Source organism: Bacillus sp. EA-CB0995 (assembly GCF_055814245.1).
The window spans coordinates 3,020,254-3,039,087 of sequence record NZ_CP169269.1 but is presented as its reverse complement, the minus strand read 5'-3'; the positions used below and the strand labels follow the sequence as shown (position 1 = coordinate 3,039,087).

Below are 18,834 nucleotides of genomic sequence, written 5' to 3'. Positions count from 1 at the left end.
AAATTCTCCTTTACTCTATAATGTTAAATCCGCTATTTTTAAAAGTTTTTTTAACTGTATCAAACGAAATTCCTCTTATTCGACATCCATTTGGGATGGTCATCACACGACCAGCTGTTTGTAACATTCCGGGTTTTGTTATATGTTCAAAGCCGAGTTCTTTTAAGATAAGGATGATTTCAGGGTATTCAATAGTCAAATCGCAAATTGTTTTCCTAAAATCAATCATTTTTGTCATCATCTTCACCTCGGAAATTATTGATATTAATTCTCAGTAACAATGTAACATAGAGAAAATGAGTAGGGTGTGAGAAAAATCACACATGTACTCTTTAATCAGATGATTTCTGCTTTTAATTTGTCTGGAATAATAATGAAACAACCGTTTTCATCAATATCAATTAATTTCTTTCTTTTTAACTGATTAATTGTGCGACTAATCGTTTCTCTTGATGTTCCAATCATATTGGCGAGTTCCCGATTCGTAAACGGGGTCGTTAATATGTATTTGTCATTCATCTGTATACCATTTGACTTACATAAACGGAGTAATAGCATAATAATTTGTTCGTAAGTATCGTGAAGAATCTGTTCTTCTAATCTGTTCTGAAGATCGACAATTTTTTCTCCAAGAACCTTAAACAATTTAATACATAGTTCAGGATGCTGAATCAAAATCTTCTCGAAATCAGCGATTGGAGTAACGATCAATTGTGCAGTCTCAAGTATTTCAGCATGTGCTGGGAAGGTACCTTTTTGGAAAAAGCCAGCATGGGGGAACATTTCTCCAGCTTGAAGCACAGAAACAATTTGTTCTTTTCCAGTTACATCTGTTTTTTGAATTTTCACTTTACCGGAGTGGATAAAAAACACGCGATCAAGTGTGTCACCCTGCATAAATACAAATGATTTTGCTTTATAATTTCGTAATTGTGAAATATCTACAATAGGCTGAAGTTCTTCTTCTGAAAGTTCTTTAAAGAGGGGGACTTCCTGTAAATGTTTTTTTATCATTTTTGCCTTCATATATACAACTCCTTAACAATTCTCGTCATATTTTTATAATAAAGTTATATCAATTTCAAAAATAAAGCAGTGATAAAAATCATATTTGTGATAGAACGAATCGTTTTTTCAACTTCATAGGAGGTAGCTAAACAACGGACGCTAGACAAGACAAAGTGAAATTTTTATTAGTGGGGATCTTGTGAGTTTCGATATGTTTGTGGAAGGTCTCGTTCTCGAGTCTTTAGTATCACTGGAGATTACATGGAAAGTGAACTTTTCTGTGTGTATATTCCAAAAGCATTACGAAAATAGAAAAAATACGTAAAAAATAGAACATGAGCAAAAAGTGCTTATGTTCTATTTTGTTACATTTAAGTGGTATCTATATAAGAATCTTTTTTATTTAAGCTCAAAAAATGTTGTTTTTAAACCTTGACTTGATGTCTATAGATTCACCTTTTTTATTTAAGCCTGTGTAATTGCACGCGGGAACAAAATATTATTTTCTAAATGAATGTGCTGGAATAGATCTGATTCAAGAGCTGCAAGTCGTTGATAGACAAGACGATAAGTACCGCAAGCCCCTTCTGGAGGAGTAAAGTCATTCGTAATGTTACGAAGTTCTTTTATAATATCACCAGCATGGCTATGTTCACTTTCTAACTCTCCCACCACTTTGCTTAATTTCGTATAATTTTCATCAGTTGGATTTTGCTCAAATGCTAAAATCAGTGGAAAATCTTCTGTTTCTTCTTTAATTATATGCTGTTCTAATTCTGTTTTTAATTCATGGAATAGCTTATGAATTTTAGCTAAATGAGGCTGTCCTGATCCATGAACGCGTAATACTTTTGTTACATATGGACTTAACTGTGGCAATTCTTCATTTAAATAGCGATGATGTTTATTCACAATATAGTCAATTAATTCACTATAAGAGGCGATTGTCCAGTCAATTTCTGCTTCATTTAATAGTTTTGTTTCATAATAAAGAGTATTTAAGTTTGTTATAACCTCTTCTGCTGACAAATTTCTATCATTAATTGCGTCGATAAGTTGTTTATTACCTCCACAACAAAAATCTATTCTATATGATTTGAAAAGATCGCTTGCTTTCGGGAATTTTGTAACAATGTCACCAATCACAGAAGTCTCAGTAAATACATGTTCCATATGAATGCCTCCATAAAGTTTAAATTTTGTATCTAGATTAAAAATATCAATAAATTTAAATTTATGTAGTGATATACATCACTGATAACTTGTGAATTTCATCATACGTTGTTTGTGTAATAAAGTGATGATGCTTGTACTTATGTCAAAAATAAGTAGATACATATAATACATTACGTAATTAATCACTATTGTGAAGATATTTCAGTTAAGCGTATAATATTAGAAGTCTATAACATATAAAATGGAATTTGAACTGTTGTGGGTTATACTCATCTGAAAAATAAATAAATATAATTGAAGTGACACAGCAATTTAGATAGGGAGTTATAAAATGAAATTAATTATTGCCGAGAAACCTGATCAAGGTTTAGCGCTCGTTTCTCAATTTAAATATCGACGAAAAGACGGCTATTTGGAAGTGGAAGCAAATGAATTGTTTCCGAATGGTGCTTATTGTACGTGGGCCATTGGTCATTTGACGCAATTATGTAATCCAGAACACTATCATGAAGAGTGGAAAAAATGGTCATTAGATACGTTACCAATGATTCCAGAACGTTTTCAATTTGAAGTAACAAAATCAAAGTATAAGCAATTTAACGTTGTGAAACAACTGTTACATAATCCGCAAGTGACGGAAATTATTCATGCGGGAGATGCAGGGCGTGAAGGGGAATTAATTGTACGGAATATCATTAATCTTTGTAATGTACAAAAACCGATGAAGCGTCTGTGGATTTCTTCTTTAACGAAGCAAGCAATCTATCAAGGATTTAAAAACTTACTTGATGAAGCAGATACAATCAATACGTACTACGAAGCATATACACGATCATGTGCAGACTGGGTTGTTGGGATGAATGCTTCCCGTGTTTTTAGCATTTTACTAAAGAAAAAGGAATGAATGATGTTTTCTCCGCTGGACGCGTGCAAACACCAACACTTGCATTAATTGTGAAACGTGAGGAAGAAATTGAAAACTTTAAATCAGAGCCATTTTGGGAAGTGCTCGCAACCTTTAATATAGAAGGAAAGAAATATGAAGGTAAGTGGGAACAGGACAATGAATCTCGCTTAAAGGATCCCAATATGGCGAATAAAATCGCTGCATTTTGTCAAAATAAACCGGCTGAAGTGAAAGAAATGAAAACAGAGCGAAAAGAGTTTCAGCCGCCATTTTTATTTAACTTATCATCCTTACAAGCAACGGCGAATAAAGCATTTAAATTTTCACCGAAAAAGACACTTGATATAACTCAAGCTTTATATCAAAAAGGAATTGTATCGTATCCGCGTTCGGATTCTAACTATGTAACAGAAGGAGAAGCTGCAACGTTTCCTGATATTATGCAGAAGCTAAGTCAGTTTGAAGATTATAAAGATTTGTTGCCTGCACCAGTTTCTTCTATTATGAATAACAAGCGATATGTGAATGAGAAGAAGGTTACAGATCACTACGCCATTATTCCAACAGAACAAGTAACAAATCCAAGTAAATTATCAGGTGATGAAAGAAAAATTTACGATATGATTGTACGGCGATTAATTGCGGCACATTATGAAGCTGCAATTTTTGACTACACTACGATTACAACGCTCGTTGATGGACGGGCCGAATTCATTTCAAAAGGAAAACAGCAAATTCAAGAAGGATGGCGTAAAGTCATTTTTCAAGATGATAAAGATGAAGAAACAATTCTTCCAATTGTACAAGAAGGTGAACAGGGAAAAGTTGCAAAGGTGAAAGTGAAAGAAGGAAAAACCCAGCCACCAAAACGATATACAGAAGGTCAGCTTATTACGTTAATGAAAACAGCCGGGAAGTATTTAGAGAACGAAGAACTGGAAAAAGTATTAAAAAAGACAGAAGGTTTAGGGACAGAAGCGACGCGTGCAGGCATTATTACAATGTTGAAGGACCGCAAATATATTGATGTGAAGAAAAATCAAGTGTATGCAACTGATAAAGGGAAAGTATTAATTACCGCAATTGGCGATAAAATTTTGGCTTCCCCAGAAATGACAGCAAAGTGGGAGCAGCGCCTTGCCGAAATTGGAGAAGGTACAGCTTCACCAGTAACCTTTATGGAACAAACGAAAAAGCTCTCAGCAAAAATTATTGAAGATGCAATTGAAATGTCTGAGAAATGGGATTTTACAGGTTTACATGTGGAATCTATTGAGCGATCCAATTCAAAATTTACAGTCGGTAAAAAAGTCGGACAATGTAAAAAGTGTGATGGAGATGTAATTGATAAATCTACTTTTTATGGATGCTCGAACTATAATACAACGAAATGTGATTTCACAATCTCTAAAAAGATATTAGGAAAAACGATTTCGCAAAAGAATATGAAGAAGCTATTAAAAGGTGAACAGACGGAACTAATGAAAGGTTTTAAGAAGAACGATAAAACGTTTGATGCGAAGTTAGAATGGAAAGATAATAAGATTAATTTTGTATTTGAGAAGTGATGAAAGGTGTTACGCTATGTCGTAACACCTTTTTCAATTGAGGACGAAATTAAAAAGGCAGTAAATGAGTAATGAATTTAATTTTAGGGAATAAATACAAAAACAAAATGCTTGAGTTAAGGCTAGTAAAAAAATCAATAGTACTTTATAAAAACGTGGCGCATATTTAATATTTTAAAAAGGATGTGCAGTATGAATAAAGAGAAAAATATACAGTTGTTGGCACTGATATTGAAGAAGTGAAAGAGCTGAATAAGAAATCTGGTTTAACATATAACGAAGTAAAACAATTATTAGCAAAACAAATGAAACAAAAGTAAGTATATATGAAACCAGAAATACATTGTTTGTGGTTTCATATATACTGTTATAACTGATTACATACTAAAAAAGCATTTATGATAGGAGTTTTTTCATTAAATGCAAGGCTAATTTGACGGTATTTTTTTGTTTTAGTTTCTTTATTTCAATGCTTGTATGAGATTTAAAAAATAGTTCAGGGCCCATACTAATTCCAATATTTTGTGAAACCATGTTAACAATCGTTTCACAATTCAGTACTTCTAATATAATGTTTGGGAATACACCATGAGCAGATAAATTTTCTAAAACCAATGATTGATAGGGACCTTTTGGCATAATAAAGTCCATATTAGTAATTGCTTTTATATCAATTGTTTTTTCGTTAACCAACGGATGATTTTTCGGCAATCCTAAGACAATTTCATCTTTTTATTTTAATAATAAGCAAACAGTAGAGCGAAATAAATGATACAGGCTTAAATTATAGTTTATGAAAAAATATAAAAATAGTCTAAGTCAAAATATGTAATGTGACTTAGACTATTTTTATTTGTTGGGGATTATTTAAAGAACTTAATACGTTCTTCTGTTGGTTTAAATTCTTTGTTATTCGCCGGAGCAACAGGTTTACCAAATGGCATTTGGGCAATTAACTGCCAGTTGCTTGGAATATCCCATTCTTTTTTTACTTCATCGTCAATAAGAGGGTTGTAGTGTTGCAGTGTTGCACCGAACCCTTCAAGTTCTAAAGATGTCCAGATAACAAATTGAAGCATACCTGATGATTGTTGTGACCATACAGGGAAGTTATCTTTATATAGGACAAAGTTTTCTTGTAAGTATTCAATTACGCTATTGTCCTCAAAGAATAATACTGTACCATAACCGTTTCCAAATGCGGTCATTTTTTCTTCTGTTGAACTAAATTGATCAGCAGGAACGATTTCTTTTAATGTGTTTCTCGTAATGTTCCATAGTTTATCATGTTGTTCACCAAGTAATACGACTACTCGTGCGCTTTGTGAATTGAAAGAAGAAGGTGTATGTTTCACAGCGTGATTTACAATTTCTTGAATACGTTCGTCTGAAACGACAGTTTCTTTACTAATTGCATAAATAGAACGTCTATCTGCTACAGCAGAATAAAAATCTTTTGTTGTATGTTCCGCATGATTTACTTCTTCTTGACTAGTTGAATTTCCAAATAATTTATTTAAAAAACTCATTTTATACACCACCAAATTTTATTTTTTAGTTATTACTTTCTTCAAATACATAATTGAATATGGTTACCTGAAGGATCTTTTGTAACAATAACTCCATCTGTTGCTGTTACTGATGCCCCAATGTCTTGGAGACGTTTCACAGCTTGAGTTCGTGTTTCTTCATCTGGGAATAAAAGTGAAAAATGTTTTAATCCCACGCTGTTTGCTGCCGGAGAAGGTGCCCCAACACCATTCCATGTATTTAAACCGATATGATGATGATATTTTCCCGACGAGATAAACAATGCTTGGTGACCGTATCTACTTACAGCATCAAATCCAAGACCAGCACAATAAAATTCCTCTGCTTTTCCTAAATCAGCAACATGTAAATGAATATGTCCCATTACTGTGTCACTCGGAAGACCAGTCCAGGTTTCGTCTTTAGCGGCCGATAAAATGTCACTTGCTATAGGCTCAGTTGTCATTGTTACTTGCCCGTCATTCCACTCCCATGTTTCAAAAGGACGGTCTACATAAATTTCAATTCCATTTCCATCAGGATCTGCTAAATAAACGGCTTCACTCACAAGATGATCAGAGGCCCCTTGTAAAGGATAATCCGTTTGGATGAGATGATATAATACCTTTGCTAAATCGGAGCGATGAGGTAATAAAATTGCAAAATGATATAAACCAGTTGTGCGTGGTTGTTTTGGTAATATATTTTCTAGTTGTTCGATTGTTAAAAGTGGAGTTTTTCCATCTGCTGTTAGTACAGCTTTCGTTTCTGATTGTTCGAGTATTTGGAATCCTAATTTTTCTCGATAAAAAGAAAGTGAGCGTCCTAAATTTTCAATTAATATGTGAGCATGACTTACAAAAGTATAAGGATGATGTTGAAATTTCATCTTTGTTCCTCCTTTGTTCGTAATAAAGTTTTAGTGATGTAAATTAGTTTGAATGAACAATCGAAAAGTATTAAAAAACATTAAATATTATTTAATTACTTTATGTAAGTAAGTATAGAATTGTGTTTAAGTTATGTCAAGTATATTACTAAAAAATCGTATTTATGAAATGTATTAAATGCTTATTTGTTACGAAATAGGGCGGGGAATTTGTGGAGAAATGTGTTATTTGGCTCTGGTATTAGCATTTGTAGTAAAGGGTCCTTATATTTAGCAAATTATCAATGGAATTAATCCTTTTTTCGAAATCTTAAACAAAAAGAACTGCACATAGGTGTCCTTTTCATTGAATATAATGCAATGAAGTCCTTTTGAAGAGGAGTAAATAAGGATGCCTCAAAATATAAATAAGCAATTATTAACGGAGCAAATGATTCATATCATTAGAAATGGCCTTCATAAATCACAAGTTCCTAAACATATCATTATTGTTGGTGCAGGATTAGCAGGATTAGTTGGAGCATCTTTATTAAAGGAAGCTGGGCATAAAGTTACGATTTTGGAGGCAGATAATAGAATAGGAGGGAGAGTGTACACTGTACGATCTCCGTTTAACAATGGACTATATTTTAATGCAGGGTCTATGCGCATTCCAGATGTACACACTTTAACCTCGGCATATATTCAAAAGTTTGGATTGTCTACGAATCGTTTTATTAACCGAACTCCTTTGGATATTATTTATGCAAATGGCATAAAAACGCGTCTCAATATATTTGAACAAAATCCAAGTGTTCTAAAATACCCAGTTATGCCAAACGAAAGAGGAAAAACAGCTGAAGAGCTAATGCTTTCAGTTTTACAACCGATTATAAATTTTATAAAACAAGATCCAGTGAAAAACTGGTTTGTTATAGAAAAACAATATAGAAAATATTCATTAGGTTTCGTTTTAAATTCTTATCTTTCAGACGGTGCAATTGACATGATTGGTATTCTTCTTGACATGGAAGCGTATATGGGGATGTCCGTGGTTGAAGTATTGCGAGAGATGATATTTTTTACATCAACAAATGAATTTTATGAGATTACGGGTGGCATGGATGTATTACCACAATCCTTTTTACCACAGCTAAAAGAAAATATACTATTTCATCAAAAAATGACAGCTATTATTCAGCAAAATGAGAGTGTTACGATTCGTTCTATTCATGAGAAAACCTCAGAACAATTTATGGTAACAGGTGATCGTGCTATTATAACTATTCCTTTTTCTGCATTACGCTTTGTGAAAATTGAACCGTTTGATTCTTTTTCTTATTACAAAAGAAGGGCTATTCGTGAGCTTAACTATATAGCTGCAACTAAAATCGCGATTGAATTTAAAAGCCGTTTTTGGGAAAGAATTGGTCAATATGGTGGTAAATCTATCACTGATTTGCCAATTCGATTTACGTACTATCCGAGCTATGGTATACAAACAACAGGAGCAGCGGTGGTTTTAGCCAGTTATACATGGGCGGATGAAGCGTTAACGTGGGACAGCCTATCTAATGAAGAGCGTATTCAATATGCTTTAAAGAATTTGGTAGAGTTATACGGTAATCAAGTTTATTCCGAATTCGTTTCAGGAGCATCCTTTAGCTGGAGTCAAAGCCCTTATTCTTGCGGAGCTTTCACAGCCTTTGAGCCAGGACAAGAATTGGAACTATACCCTTATATAAAAATATCTGAGGGAAGGGTGCATTTTGCTGGGGAGCATACGACAGTTACACATGGTTGGATGCAGGGAGCAATTGAATCTGGAATTCGAGTTGCATATGAGGTCAATGATTTACCAAAATAAAAATATGAAATTCGAATAGATAGGGGGAAATTTATAATGAATTGGATTAGGAGGGGCTTTGGAAAGTATATTGAAAAGGATCTAATTCTATTGAATTAGATCCTTTTTGATACATAGTTTAAGTTGATAAATTCATTTTAAATCTTATGTTTACAATTTAATTAAAAAAGATGGTACACGATTCTCTTTATCTAATAAAAATAATTGGTTTTACGATGATGCGTCTAGTAAAAACTGAGAATACAGATCGTAAAAATAATTTGGTCGAAATATATTTGCTGCATGACCAGCCAATGGGATTTCTTTATATGAAACATTTGGAAGAATAGTTTTTAAATCAAATAAACAAGATTTATAAAGATGATCATATTCTCCCATTACCCATAGAATCGGTTGCGTAAGTTCTCGTAACCGAGACTTTAAATCGAATTCTAAACGATGTCGCAGTGACTCTCTAATAATAGATGCGTGCAACTGTAATCCAAATCGATAGTAAATATTTTTGGAAACAATTGCAAATGGATTTGCTTTCATTATACCACTTGGGAAGATGGTATTTGCATACTGGTAAAGCCAAGTGGAATATTCATTATTTCTTGTCTCCCAAAACTTTTGGAAGACATTAAACAAAACAGAGGGGTTATTATAATGACCTCCGATATGACAAAGGCTCAATACTTTTTCAGGATACATATGAGCAAATATAGTGGCAATATAACATCCATAGCTTAGAGCACAAATATGTGCTTGCTGGATTCCCTCTTTTTCATAAAGATCTGTTAACTGCTGTACTAATTGATCTAAAGAAAAATCAATTGCTTGTCCTTTATCGTCACCATGACCAAGTAAATCATACGTTATGATGTTGTAAGATGAGGAAAATAGTTTATACTCTTTTTTAAATGCACGACGATTTCCAACTAACCCATGGATAAATATGATGGTTTTTTTACTATGATCCTGTTGTGTTTGCAAAAGTATGCCCCTTTCAAGTCTGTGTTAGAAAAAGAAAATGCGTTCTACTAGAATGTTATCATTATCAATGAACTGAGGTAATTGATGTAGTGTTAATTATCATTCTTATAATATCGAGTATAGCAATACAGTGTATATAACAGTATACAAGCACTATTTTGCTATTCATAATGATAGAAAATACGATATAAGAACTGCTCCTCAGTGCTGAGGATACATGTGAGAACGATTTTTAATATAACGAAAAATAAAATCTATTTATATATGAATTTAAATTAAGTTTTGGTGAGTTAATTTTTTTTCATTTTGAATGCTTAATAGATTGAGTATTATTACTTTTATTAATCATTTTTAAGTACTAGGTAATAATACTAGATAATTATATGATTTGTAAAGATAACTCTCCGATAGGGTCTCAGCAGTTGTAAGGGATGTTTAATGTATAATTTGGACAGTGTTTTTTAGAAAATCGTATAAAAATATATAATGAAGAGAAGTATGCCGATTTAATGGAATGTTTTTTTATTAGATCCAGTCATCATTTTTTTAAATGATTTCTATTAAAATAATTCATTTTATTTATTCTTATTCTAAATATATAATAGTGATTAGGTGAGTGTGAAGAGGAAATGTTATGTAGTTTCATTATATGCTGTTATACAATTTGAGAATGGACATTTATATAAACTGGCAGCTTAAGTTTGGAATCAATCGTTTTCGATTCGAGTATATATGGTTAAAAGTATATAAGGTTGTCCATGAAGCTAACTATTTCTATGAGAATAGTTAGCTTCATAGGTGTTTCAGGACAAATTTTACTGTATGTATCTTATATATAACCGAGAGAAGTCATTTATAAAAATTCATATGAATACAACATATGTTTACTTTTGACATTGTATATTTTGTAACATCATGTTTATTATTATGGAAATATAGGTATAACAATAAATTGATGTTAGAAAAGTATATGTAACCTTTATAATATAAACCGTAATTTATGCTATTAAAGATGAAATAACGATTGTACAACAGGAGGTGGCATTATGGAGTTACGTCATTTGAAAACTTTTATTATTGTAGCAGAAAGCGGTGGATTTACACGGGCTGGCGAATGGCTCGGATATACACAATCAACAATCACCAATCATATTCAATCTTTAGAAGAAGAAGTTGGAAGCCCTTTGTTTGATCGTCTTGGTAAAAAGGTGATTTTAACTGAAGTAGGAGAGCACATGCTTTCTTATGCGCAAAAAATATTAGAATTATCTAATGAGGCGTTGGAATCATCTCAAATGAACGGTAAACCATCAGGAACGATACGTATTGGGGCAAACGAGTCTTTAATGATATATCGATTACCTGTGATTTTATATGAATTCAAAAAGAAATATCCGCAAGTTCATATCATTTTACAGCCATCAGAGAGCCAGGAGTTACATAATGAGTTAAAGTCAGGTAAATTTGATTTTGCTTTATTTACAAATCCGGAAAAGCTTGGTGTAGATATTGTCACTCATTCCCTTGTTCGAGAAACAGTTGTGCTTGTTGCTCCGCCAGGGCATCCGTTAACAAAACAAAAAATCGTTACTCCTGCTGATTTAGAAGGAGAAATGTTATTGCTTACAGAGCCGGGAAGTTATCGAGACTTATTAGAAAAATGGATAAAAAAAGAAGGGGTTAGTTGCTCAAGTATTCACTTTTGGAGTATTGAGGCAATTAAACAAACCGTTATGTGCGGATTAGGGTTATCGTATTTACCGCTTATTACGGTTAAGGAGGAAATTGAGCGTGGCAAGTTAATCGCTCTTCCATGGGTATACAGTGAGGATTTTGTTACAACTGAACTGGCATACCATAAAAATAAATGGTTGACTCCGGCGATGAAAAAATTAATTGAAATGATAGAAAAACATGCAGAGAAATGGAGAGCGACAACTTAGTTTCCTAAGATGTTGAATTATAACATACATGTAAAGGCATAGATAGGAGGAAAATGTAATGAATGAACGTATGAAAGAGATTTTACTTGTTATAGTTGGATCATTATTATTTGCGATTGGGATTAACTTTTTTGCTATTCCAAATCGATTATCAGAAGGGGGATTATCGGTCTTACTGTTATTACCTACTATTTGTTTGACTGGTCTCCTGGTCTTGTAAACCTTATAATGAATGTCATTTTACTTGCAATCGGTTATAAATTTTTTGATAAGAAAACGATGGTGTATACAATTCTTGGTATTATATCTACATCTTTCTTTTTATATATCACAGAAGGCGTTGCAACTCCAGTAAATAACGATACATTATTAGCAGCTCTTTTTGCAGGGAGTTTTGTTGGGGTTGGCTTAGGATTTATGTTTCGAGCAGGTGGCACATCGGGTGGTTCGGCTATCATAGCTAGGTTAGCAAATCAATATTTAGGCTGGAGCGTCGGGAAAGGTGTATTAATTATTGATATCGTTGTTATTGCCGGCTCAGTGTTTATTATCGGACAGGAGAAAGCGATGTATACACTTGTAGCGGTCTTTATTGGTGCGAAGGTCATTGATTTTATTGTAGAAGGAATGGATACAAGAACAGCTGTGACAATTATTTCAAACTATCCAGATGTTATTCGAGAGTCCATTATGCAGCACATGACGCGTGGTGTAACAGTATTAGAAGGACGAGGCGGTTACACAGGAAATAATAAGGAAGTATTATATATTGTTATCAATAAACAAGAACTCGTTCAATTAAAACAAGTCGTGAGTAGAAAAGATGAAAATGCATTTGTTGTTATTCATGATGTACGTGATGTATTAGGTGGTGGCTTTAAAGCGAGTTAAAAAATCTGGTCTTCAAATATTTGAGGGCCAGATTTTTTATTTCAATATTTAAATGAGATTCTTATTTAAATTTGACAATATGGAAGTGGAGATAGTTTGAAGGCTTATAGTTATGTAAATGGTGCAGTATTTTCTGTTTGTGTATTAAGAAATTACCGTAGTTCTAAGAATGAAATAATTCTATAAAGATTGTTGGAAATAATGCCAAATAAGAAAAAATTATTTGAAAAATCCCCCAAAATATTCATTTTTAGATTAAGTTCTTAGTAGGTTGTAACAAATTGATGTTACTTTTTATGTAGTAGCTATTATTAATACTTAAAAATCCTTACAAAAATGTAAGGTGAATGAAATGTAATTCGATACAAAGAATGCTGCATTTCAATTAAACTAGTAAAAGGGAATGTTTTGAAAGGAGAATCGAAATGACAGAAGAAATAGAAGCAACGAGTAGAAGTGAAAAGAAAAAGATGCGCTCCAAAAAAGAGGCTTTTTATGGTTTCTGACAATTCCTTTTTACTTCTTATTATTGGTGGAATAAGTTACAGTTCATTTATATATAGTAAAGCAAAAGCGGTTGCAAGTAATTCTTATGCAGAAATAAATAAGTCTAGTAAACGTGATAAAGAGGTGGCACCTTTAAAAGATAATATTTCTATTTTAATTATGGGAGTAGATGAAAGCGAACAAAGAAAGAAACAATATGGTGAAGCTGTTCGCACTGATGCTTTGTTATTGGCAACGATTAACAAAGATGATAAATCAGTAAAGTTAGTAAGCATCCCACGCGATTCGCGTGTATATATTCCATCACGAAAAAATTAGATAAAATTACACATGCGCACGTATTTGGTGGGGTGGAAAGTACACGTGATACGGTTGAACACTTTTTAAATGTACCTGTTGATTATTATGTGAAATTTAATTTTGAATCTTTTATTAAAATAGTAGATTCACTGGGCGGTATTGATATTGATGTGCCAGTTACCTTCACAGAACAAGACAGTAAAGACCAAGCAGGTGCAATCCACCTTGAAAAAGGTTATCAACATTTAAATGGAGAACAGGCGCTTGCGTTAGCGAGAACACGTAAAATCGATAGCGATGCAATGCGTGGTCAAAGACAGCAACTTGTAATCGAAGCAATTGCAAAAAAAGCATTATCAGTTAAATCGATCACAAAGTTGAGCTCATTATTAGATGCAGTTGATAAAAATTTAAAAACAAACTTAACATTTGATGACATGCTAGCGATTGCGAAAAACATGGCAGGGACAGACTTAAACATTGAAAAAATGCAAGTACAGGGTACAGACAAACGTATTAATGGTATTTATTATTACCAACCAAATGAACAGAATGTAAAAGAAATATCAAAGAAATTGAATGAACATCTTGGTATTATGGAAAAGTCAGTATCTAAATAAATAGAAAAAGGTTGGCGAAAAGCCAACCTTTTTCTATGCACCATTTTTGAATGGAAGTTATCCCGCACTAAAGGGCAGTAAGCCCCCCACCTCAAGATTAAGAGAAAGCGAAGAAGCTAGGTGGGGGATGGAGAAAACCCCACTGATGGAAGTTCCCCTTTATTTAACTCCACCAGTAAAAAAGTTCGATAGATTCATTTTTGAAAAAAAGGGTAAGGATATTTTAATGAAACGTTTGCTTGATAGTTAACTATAAAAGGGTATTTCTAAATAATGTAAGAAGAAACAAGGTTTACGAATAAAATTGAGAAAATAATTAAAAAAGGAAGATCAAGGACTAGTATTGAAAGTATAAAACAGTTATGGTTACTCTTTCACCCTAAAAAAGAATTTAAAACAGTAAAACTTTAATACTAAATGAATAAGGAGAAATGAATATGACATTTGAATTTTTACTCAAACTAGGTCTAGCACTCTTTTTTGGACTGTTAATTGGAATTGATAGACAGCTGAAGAATAAACCACTTGGTGTGAAAACGAGTATGGTAATTTCAGTAGCAAGTTGTTTAATTACAATTGTGTCTATTGAATCAGTAAATGTATATTCATCACCAGGGCATACGAATATGGATCCTATGCGCCTTGCAGCACAAATTGTTAGTGGAGTTGGTTTCCTCGGTGCAGGTGTTATTTTACGGAGAAATAATGATGTGATTTCTGGATTAACAACTGCTTCTATGGTTTGGGCGGCATCAGGCTTAGGAATTGCGATTGGCGCAGGTTTTTATTCAGAAGCAGCTGTGGCAATGGTCTTAATTATTTTGGCAATTAATGTATTTCCATATCTTATTAAATTAGCAGGACCTTATTCTTTGAGGCAAAGGGATTTATCAGTAAAAATAGTTGTTAATAAGCATCAAGAGCTAAATCAAATTTTTACACAAATTAAGCATCTAAATTTGCAAGTCAAACGTGTGAAAATTAAAGATATAGATAGCGGTTATCAACAATTAGAAATGATGATATCAGCTCCTGAAAAGTTATATACAACTGATTTATATACCTCTTTAAAAGAGATGAAACAAAGTGTTTCAGTGGAAGTTGAAAGTAGATAAGTTAGTAGTATTATAAAATCTCAAGAATTTGAACATCATATTCTGTATAAACAACAGATGTATATAGGTAATTCGGCCCACTTTTAAAATGAAAAAATAAAGCCATGACAACATCCTATAAGGTAATGTTATCATGGCTTTTTACATAGAGATTGTAAATTTTAAGCGCTAATTTCTCGATTATGAACAGGTTTTCTTTTTTGTGAAATATAGCTGTGTAAAATCATACCAAGCATGATAAGAAACATGCTGCACCAAGATAAAGCAGAAGGGAATGGAGATGCTAATAAAATTAATTCTCCAGCTACTGTAAATAGTACTTCCATAGACTGAGTTGCTTCGACAGCAGCTAATTTTTGCATATTGTTCCTTACCATATCAGTTGCGTAGAAGAAGAGTACAGTTGCGATTACTCCAGAGCAAATGGCAACCAAACTAGATTGAATTGTCTGTTCTTTGCTAGGCATACCAACAGTAATGAATCCATAGATTGATAGCAAAATCCAAAATGGTAAACTAGCTAATGTCATACCTAATACACGTTGATATGCATCTAAACGCCCTCTACATACATCCATCATTTTACGATTGCCAAGTGGATAAGCAAATGAAGCTATTATTACAGGGAGCACACCTAATAATACATTTTTTAAAGAAAGGTGATTTGCTTGTTCTATAAGCATAAGAGTGATACCAAAAAGAATAATGAGTGACATCGCAAGACCTTTAAATGGTATGGTACCTCTGACTTTTATTTGACCATTTGCTGTTTCAATCGTTTCTGAAAATAATGGTGCAAGTAATGAACCTGAAATAATCGTAATTTGCCATGTCCCAGCAGTTAGCCAACCTGGTGCATATGTTGCGGCAAAGCAAAGAGGAGCATAAAATAATCCAAATCCTACAAAGCTCCATAAAATCCATGTTTTTGGCTGTTCTTTCATGATGCTTAGAAGAGGGCGTAAATTTTTTCTACTTATAACAATAAGCAAAAGCAACGGAACCATAAAGAAATATCGAAGTGACGCACTCCAGATCCAACTTCCACCGGATAATTCCATAGCCCGGTTCAGAACAAATGTAAAAGCAAAAAAGAATGCTGCACAAACACCTAAAAAAATGGGACGCAATCCGTTCACCTCAATTCATCTATTGATTCAGTAACTCTTCTAGATTTAACAGATTTTTTTCCAACAATACAAACGGCTGTTTCACTTTATAAAGAGCTTTGCTAACATATAAAACGCAACTCCCCAAATAATAACACCAGAAATTTTATTTAATAGCTTGATTTTTGTTCCAGATGAATCAACTTTTCCTAGCATTCGTCCAGCGATGGCCAATCCTATAAACCATATCCAAGAAACAAAAATTGTTGCAAAGGTAAATGCCCATTTTTCAGTACCTATGTATTGAATAGAATTTGTTCCAATTACTCCAATCGTATCTAAAATAGCATGTGGATTTAATAAAGAGACAGAAGCTGCGAATATAATTTGCTTTTTGATTGTCATCGTTTGTACTTCATTTTTGGAAACAGTAGGTTCACTTTTCCATATCGCCCAGCCCATGTAAAGAAGAAAGAAAAATCCTATTATATAGAGTATAGTTGTTAACCATGAAAATGTTAATAGCATAAGAGATACACCCTGCACAGCAAATAAGATTAAAATAGTATCACAGATTGCCGCTGTTATAACAACCGGTGCAGCTTTCAATAAGGTAGATTGACTGGCACCTTGATTAAAAACAAACACATTTTGTACACCTAAAGGTATAATAAGTCCAAATGCAAGAACAATTCCGTGAAGTATTGCTTCACTCATTTCATCTCCTCCTATATAGAATTATAATTGTATCCCGCATTCCTATGTAAAAATTTAAAGGAAGCAGAGAACATTGCTCGTAAAAGCCCGATTGGTTCAACTAACCATCAGTGGGGATGAAGAAACTCCCCCACTGATGGAAGTTTCACTTTATTATATAAATGAAAATATCAATTGTATCCATCCATATGGTTGGATGATGAACCAACCAAAGTATATACTAAAAGTATAAAAAGCTAGTTGGAGTGATTTAATGGAATGGTTTGAATGGAAGCCAAATATATCTTCTCCTATTCCCTTATATAAACAAATTGAAGAATATATAAAAACGAAAATTGTCAATGGGGAGTGGACAATAGGAACAAAATTACCGTCTCAGCGAGCGTTTGCCGATGCATTTAGAGTGAATCGAAGTACAATTGTAACAGCATTGGATGAGTTAGTTGCTCAAGGGTTAATTGAAGGAAACGGGAGACGAGGAACAAGAGTTATAAGCAATACATGGGACTTGTTATTTTCTTCAGCGCTACCTGATTGGAATTCGTATGTTGAGACAGGACTTCATTATCCTAATTTACCAACGATTCAAGAGATTAACCGAGCTGAATTTGATTCTAATATGATTCGATTAGGAACAGGTGAACTTTCGTCAGAACTTTTGCCGCAAGAGAAGACACAACATATTATGAGTATACTTTCGCAACAGAGCATCCCTTTAGGTTATGAAGAACCGAAAGGAGATATTTTACTGCGTGAACAGCTAGCAAAGTATTTAAAAACGTTAGGCATACAGGCATCTTCTTCATCTATTTTAGTTGTATCAGGTGGCATACAGGCTTTGCAGTTAATTTCTATGGGACTATTACAGAAAGGGGCAACGATTCTAGTAGAAAAGCCTTCTTATTTATTTTCTCTTAATACCTTTCAGTCTGCAGGAATGCGGCTAATTGGGATTCCGATGGATCAAAATGGTGTACAACCAACGCTTGTTTCAAAATATAAAAAACAATTCCATGGCTCACTTCTTTATACGATTCCTTCATTTCATAATCCAACTGGTATTTTAATGGATCAAGTGCGAAGACAAGTTCTTATGGAAACTTGTAATGAGATTGGGTTGCCTATAATAGAAGATGGTGTGTATCAAGATTTGTGGATTGACTCTCCACCTCTGAAACCATTGAAAGCATATGATAGAAGTGGGAATGTTCTTTATATAGGAAGTATGTCTAAGACAATTAGTCCTGGGCTAAGAATCGGCTGGATTGTAGGACCAGAGCCGGTGATTGAACGATTAGCAGATATAAAGATGCAGACAGATTATGGATCTAGTTCTTTGTCACAACAAGTTGCTGCCCATTGGTTTTTAAGTGGATTGTATGAAGAACATTTAAGTTATATTCGAAGAGAATTGCAAACACGCAGAGATGTTGCATTACAAGCGTTGGAAAAGCATTTTTCATATATTGCAACGTGGAATATACCAAAAGGTGGTTTTTACATATGGCTGCATATAATCCCCGCATTTTCTATGCAGGAGTTGTTTCATAAAGCTTTAAAAGCAGGAATTCTGCTTAATCCAGGGAATTTGTATGATCGAAATTCTGATCAATATTTACGAATTTCATACTCATATGCATCATTATACGATATTGAAAGAGGAATTGAGAAACTTGCACGAATTATACAAGAAATAAAACAATGAATATGAAAGATTAATTATAGAAGGAGAA

General features: G+C 33.3%; 13 protein-coding genes and 4 pseudogenes. 8 read left to right on the top strand and 9 right to left on the bottom strand.

All coding sequences use genetic code 11. The features are described 5' to 3' along the window. Positions 1 to 10 precede the first annotated feature (10 nt). Entirely contained in the window at positions 11 to 238 is a 228-nt protein-coding gene (locus ACEWFJ_RS15735) for a DUF1858 domain-containing protein (protein ID WP_473689171.1), read from the bottom strand. Between the two features lie 98 nt (positions 239 to 336). Next, the gene (locus ACEWFJ_RS15730) at positions 337 to 1,026 is read right to left on the bottom strand and encodes a Crp/Fnr family transcriptional regulator (RefSeq protein ID WP_473689170.1); all 690 of its coding nucleotides are present in this window, start codon (positions 1,024 to 1,026) and stop codon (positions 337 to 339) included. 174 nt (positions 1,027 to 1,200) lie between these two features. Here ACEWFJ_RS15730 and ACEWFJ_RS15725 point away from each other — a divergent pair. Continuing rightward, a pseudogene (locus ACEWFJ_RS15725) lies at positions 1,201 to 1,320 on the top strand (radical SAM/SPASM domain-containing protein); the annotation flags it as partial. 153 nt (positions 1,321 to 1,473) lie between these two features. Here ACEWFJ_RS15725 and ric read toward each other — a convergent pair. Continuing rightward, on the bottom strand, positions 1,474 to 2,181 hold the full coding sequence (gene ric, locus ACEWFJ_RS15720) for an iron-sulfur cluster repair di-iron protein (protein ID WP_473689169.1): 708 nt from the start codon (positions 2,179 to 2,181) through the stop codon (positions 1,474 to 1,476). Positions 2,182 to 2,515: 334 nt separating this feature from the next. On the opposite strand from ric, the pseudogene topB reads away from it, so the two are divergent. Continuing rightward, positions 2,516 to 4,659 (top strand): annotated as a pseudogene (gene topB / locus ACEWFJ_RS15715) (DNA topoisomerase III). 396 nt (positions 4,660 to 5,055) lie between these two features. Here topB and ACEWFJ_RS15710 read toward each other — a convergent pair. From ACEWFJ_RS15710 to ACEWFJ_RS15700, 3 genes are all read right to left on the bottom strand, one after another. Then, positions 5,056 to 5,370: a LysR family transcriptional regulator substrate-binding protein gene (locus tag ACEWFJ_RS15710; protein WP_473689168.1), complete on the bottom strand. Its 315-nt coding sequence runs from the start codon at positions 5,368 to 5,370 to the stop codon at positions 5,056 to 5,058. A gap of 152 nt (positions 5,371 to 5,522) precedes the next feature. Next, positions 5,523 to 6,188: a nitroreductase family protein gene (locus ACEWFJ_RS15705; RefSeq protein WP_473689167.1), complete on the bottom strand. Its 666-nt coding sequence runs from the start codon at positions 6,186 to 6,188 to the stop codon at positions 5,523 to 5,525. Positions 6,189 to 6,229: 41 nt separating this feature from the next. Further along, on the bottom strand, positions 6,230 to 7,078 hold the full coding sequence (locus ACEWFJ_RS15700) for a VOC family protein (RefSeq protein ID WP_473689166.1): 849 nt from the start codon (positions 7,076 to 7,078) through the stop codon (positions 6,230 to 6,232). 391 nt (positions 7,079 to 7,469) lie between these two features. Between ACEWFJ_RS15700 and ACEWFJ_RS15695 the strand changes: the two genes are divergently transcribed. Then, positions 7,470 to 8,924 carry a flavin monoamine oxidase family protein gene (locus ACEWFJ_RS15695; RefSeq protein WP_473689165.1) on the top strand — a complete coding sequence of 485 codons (1,455 nt, stop codon included), beginning with the start codon at positions 7,470 to 7,472 and terminating at the stop codon, positions 8,922 to 8,924. Between the two features lie 210 nt (positions 8,925 to 9,134). Here ACEWFJ_RS15695 and ACEWFJ_RS15690 read toward each other — a convergent pair whose 3' ends face one another. Continuing rightward, positions 9,135 to 9,899 carry an alpha/beta fold hydrolase gene (locus ACEWFJ_RS15690; protein ID WP_473689164.1) on the bottom strand — a complete coding sequence of 255 codons (765 nt, stop codon included), beginning with the start codon at positions 9,897 to 9,899 and terminating at the stop codon, positions 9,135 to 9,137. A 1,046-nt stretch (positions 9,900 to 10,945) separates the two neighbouring features. Here ACEWFJ_RS15690 and ACEWFJ_RS15685 point away from each other — a divergent pair. The 4 genes and pseudogenes from ACEWFJ_RS15685 to ACEWFJ_RS15670 all read left to right on the top strand — a co-directional run bounded on the left by ACEWFJ_RS15685 (position 10,946) and on the right by ACEWFJ_RS15670 (position 15,275). Continuing rightward, a complete protein-coding gene (locus ACEWFJ_RS15685; protein ID WP_429719170.1) occupies positions 10,946 to 11,842 on the top strand; it encodes a LysR family transcriptional regulator in 897 nt (298 codons plus the stop codon). Positions 11,843 to 11,900: 58 nt separating this feature from the next. Then, positions 11,901 to 12,733, top strand: a pseudogene (locus ACEWFJ_RS15680) (YitT family protein). Positions 12,734 to 13,158: 425 nt separating this feature from the next. Beyond that, positions 13,159 to 14,160, top strand: a pseudogene (locus ACEWFJ_RS15675) (LCP family protein). 437 nt (positions 14,161 to 14,597) lie between these two features. Next, positions 14,598 to 15,275 carry an MgtC/SapB family protein gene (locus ACEWFJ_RS15670; protein ID WP_098310438.1) on the top strand — a complete coding sequence of 226 codons (678 nt, stop codon included), beginning with the start codon at positions 14,598 to 14,600 and terminating at the stop codon, positions 15,273 to 15,275. A gap of 161 nt (positions 15,276 to 15,436) precedes the next feature. Here ACEWFJ_RS15670 and ACEWFJ_RS15665 read toward each other — a convergent pair whose 3' ends face one another. Both ACEWFJ_RS15665 and ACEWFJ_RS15660 read right to left on the bottom strand, forming a co-directional pair. After that, on the bottom strand, positions 15,437 to 16,405 hold the full coding sequence (locus ACEWFJ_RS15665; protein WP_473689163.1) for a DMT family transporter: 969 nt from the start codon (positions 16,403 to 16,405) through the stop codon (positions 15,437 to 15,439). 81 nt (positions 16,406 to 16,486) lie between these two features. Beyond that, positions 16,487 to 17,101 carry a LysE/ArgO family amino acid transporter gene (locus ACEWFJ_RS15660; RefSeq protein ID WP_473689162.1) on the bottom strand — a complete coding sequence of 205 codons (615 nt, stop codon included), beginning with the start codon at positions 17,099 to 17,101 and terminating at the stop codon, positions 16,487 to 16,489. 253 nt (positions 17,102 to 17,354) lie between these two features. Between ACEWFJ_RS15660 and ACEWFJ_RS15655 the strand changes: the two genes are divergently transcribed. After that, positions 17,355 to 18,806 (top strand): aminotransferase-like domain-containing protein, encoded by a 1,452-nt coding sequence (locus tag ACEWFJ_RS15655; protein ID WP_473689161.1) that lies wholly within the window; start codon positions 17,355 to 17,357, stop codon positions 18,804 to 18,806. Positions 18,807 to 18,834: the final 28 nt, after the last annotated feature.

Bases quoted from the DNA above. Each gene is read 5' to 3' on its own strand.
- ACEWFJ_RS15735 (WP_473689171.1), bottom strand. From the start codon at position 238: ATGACAAAAATGATTGATTTTAGGAAAACAATTTGCGATTTGACTATT.
- ACEWFJ_RS15730 (WP_473689170.1), bottom strand. From the start codon at position 1,026: ATGAAGGCAAAAATGATAAAAAAACATTTACAGGAAGTCCCCCTCTTT.
- ric (WP_473689169.1), bottom strand. From the start codon at position 2,181: ATGGAACATGTATTTACTGAGACTTCTGTGATTGGTGACATTGTTACA.
- ACEWFJ_RS15705 (WP_473689167.1), bottom strand. From the start codon at position 6,188: ATGAGTTTTTTAAATAAATTATTTGGAAATTCAACTAGTCAAGAAGAA.
- ACEWFJ_RS15700 (WP_473689166.1), bottom strand. From the start codon at position 7,078: ATGAAATTTCAACATCATCCTTATACTTTTGTAAGTCATGCTCACATA.
- ACEWFJ_RS15695 (WP_473689165.1), top strand. From the start codon at position 7,470: ATGCCTCAAAATATAAATAAGCAATTATTAACGGAGCAAATGATTCAT.
- ACEWFJ_RS15685 (WP_429719170.1), top strand. From the start codon at position 10,946: ATGGAGTTACGTCATTTGAAAACTTTTATTATTGTAGCAGAAAGCGGT.
- ACEWFJ_RS15670 (WP_098310438.1), top strand. From the start codon at position 14,598: ATGACATTTGAATTTTTACTCAAACTAGGTCTAGCACTCTTTTTTGGA.
- ACEWFJ_RS15660 (WP_473689162.1), bottom strand. From the start codon at position 17,101: ATGAGTGAAGCAATACTTCACGGAATTGTTCTTGCATTTGGACTTATT.
- ACEWFJ_RS15655 (WP_473689161.1), top strand. From the start codon at position 17,355: ATGGAATGGTTTGAATGGAAGCCAAATATATCTTCTCCTATTCCCTTA.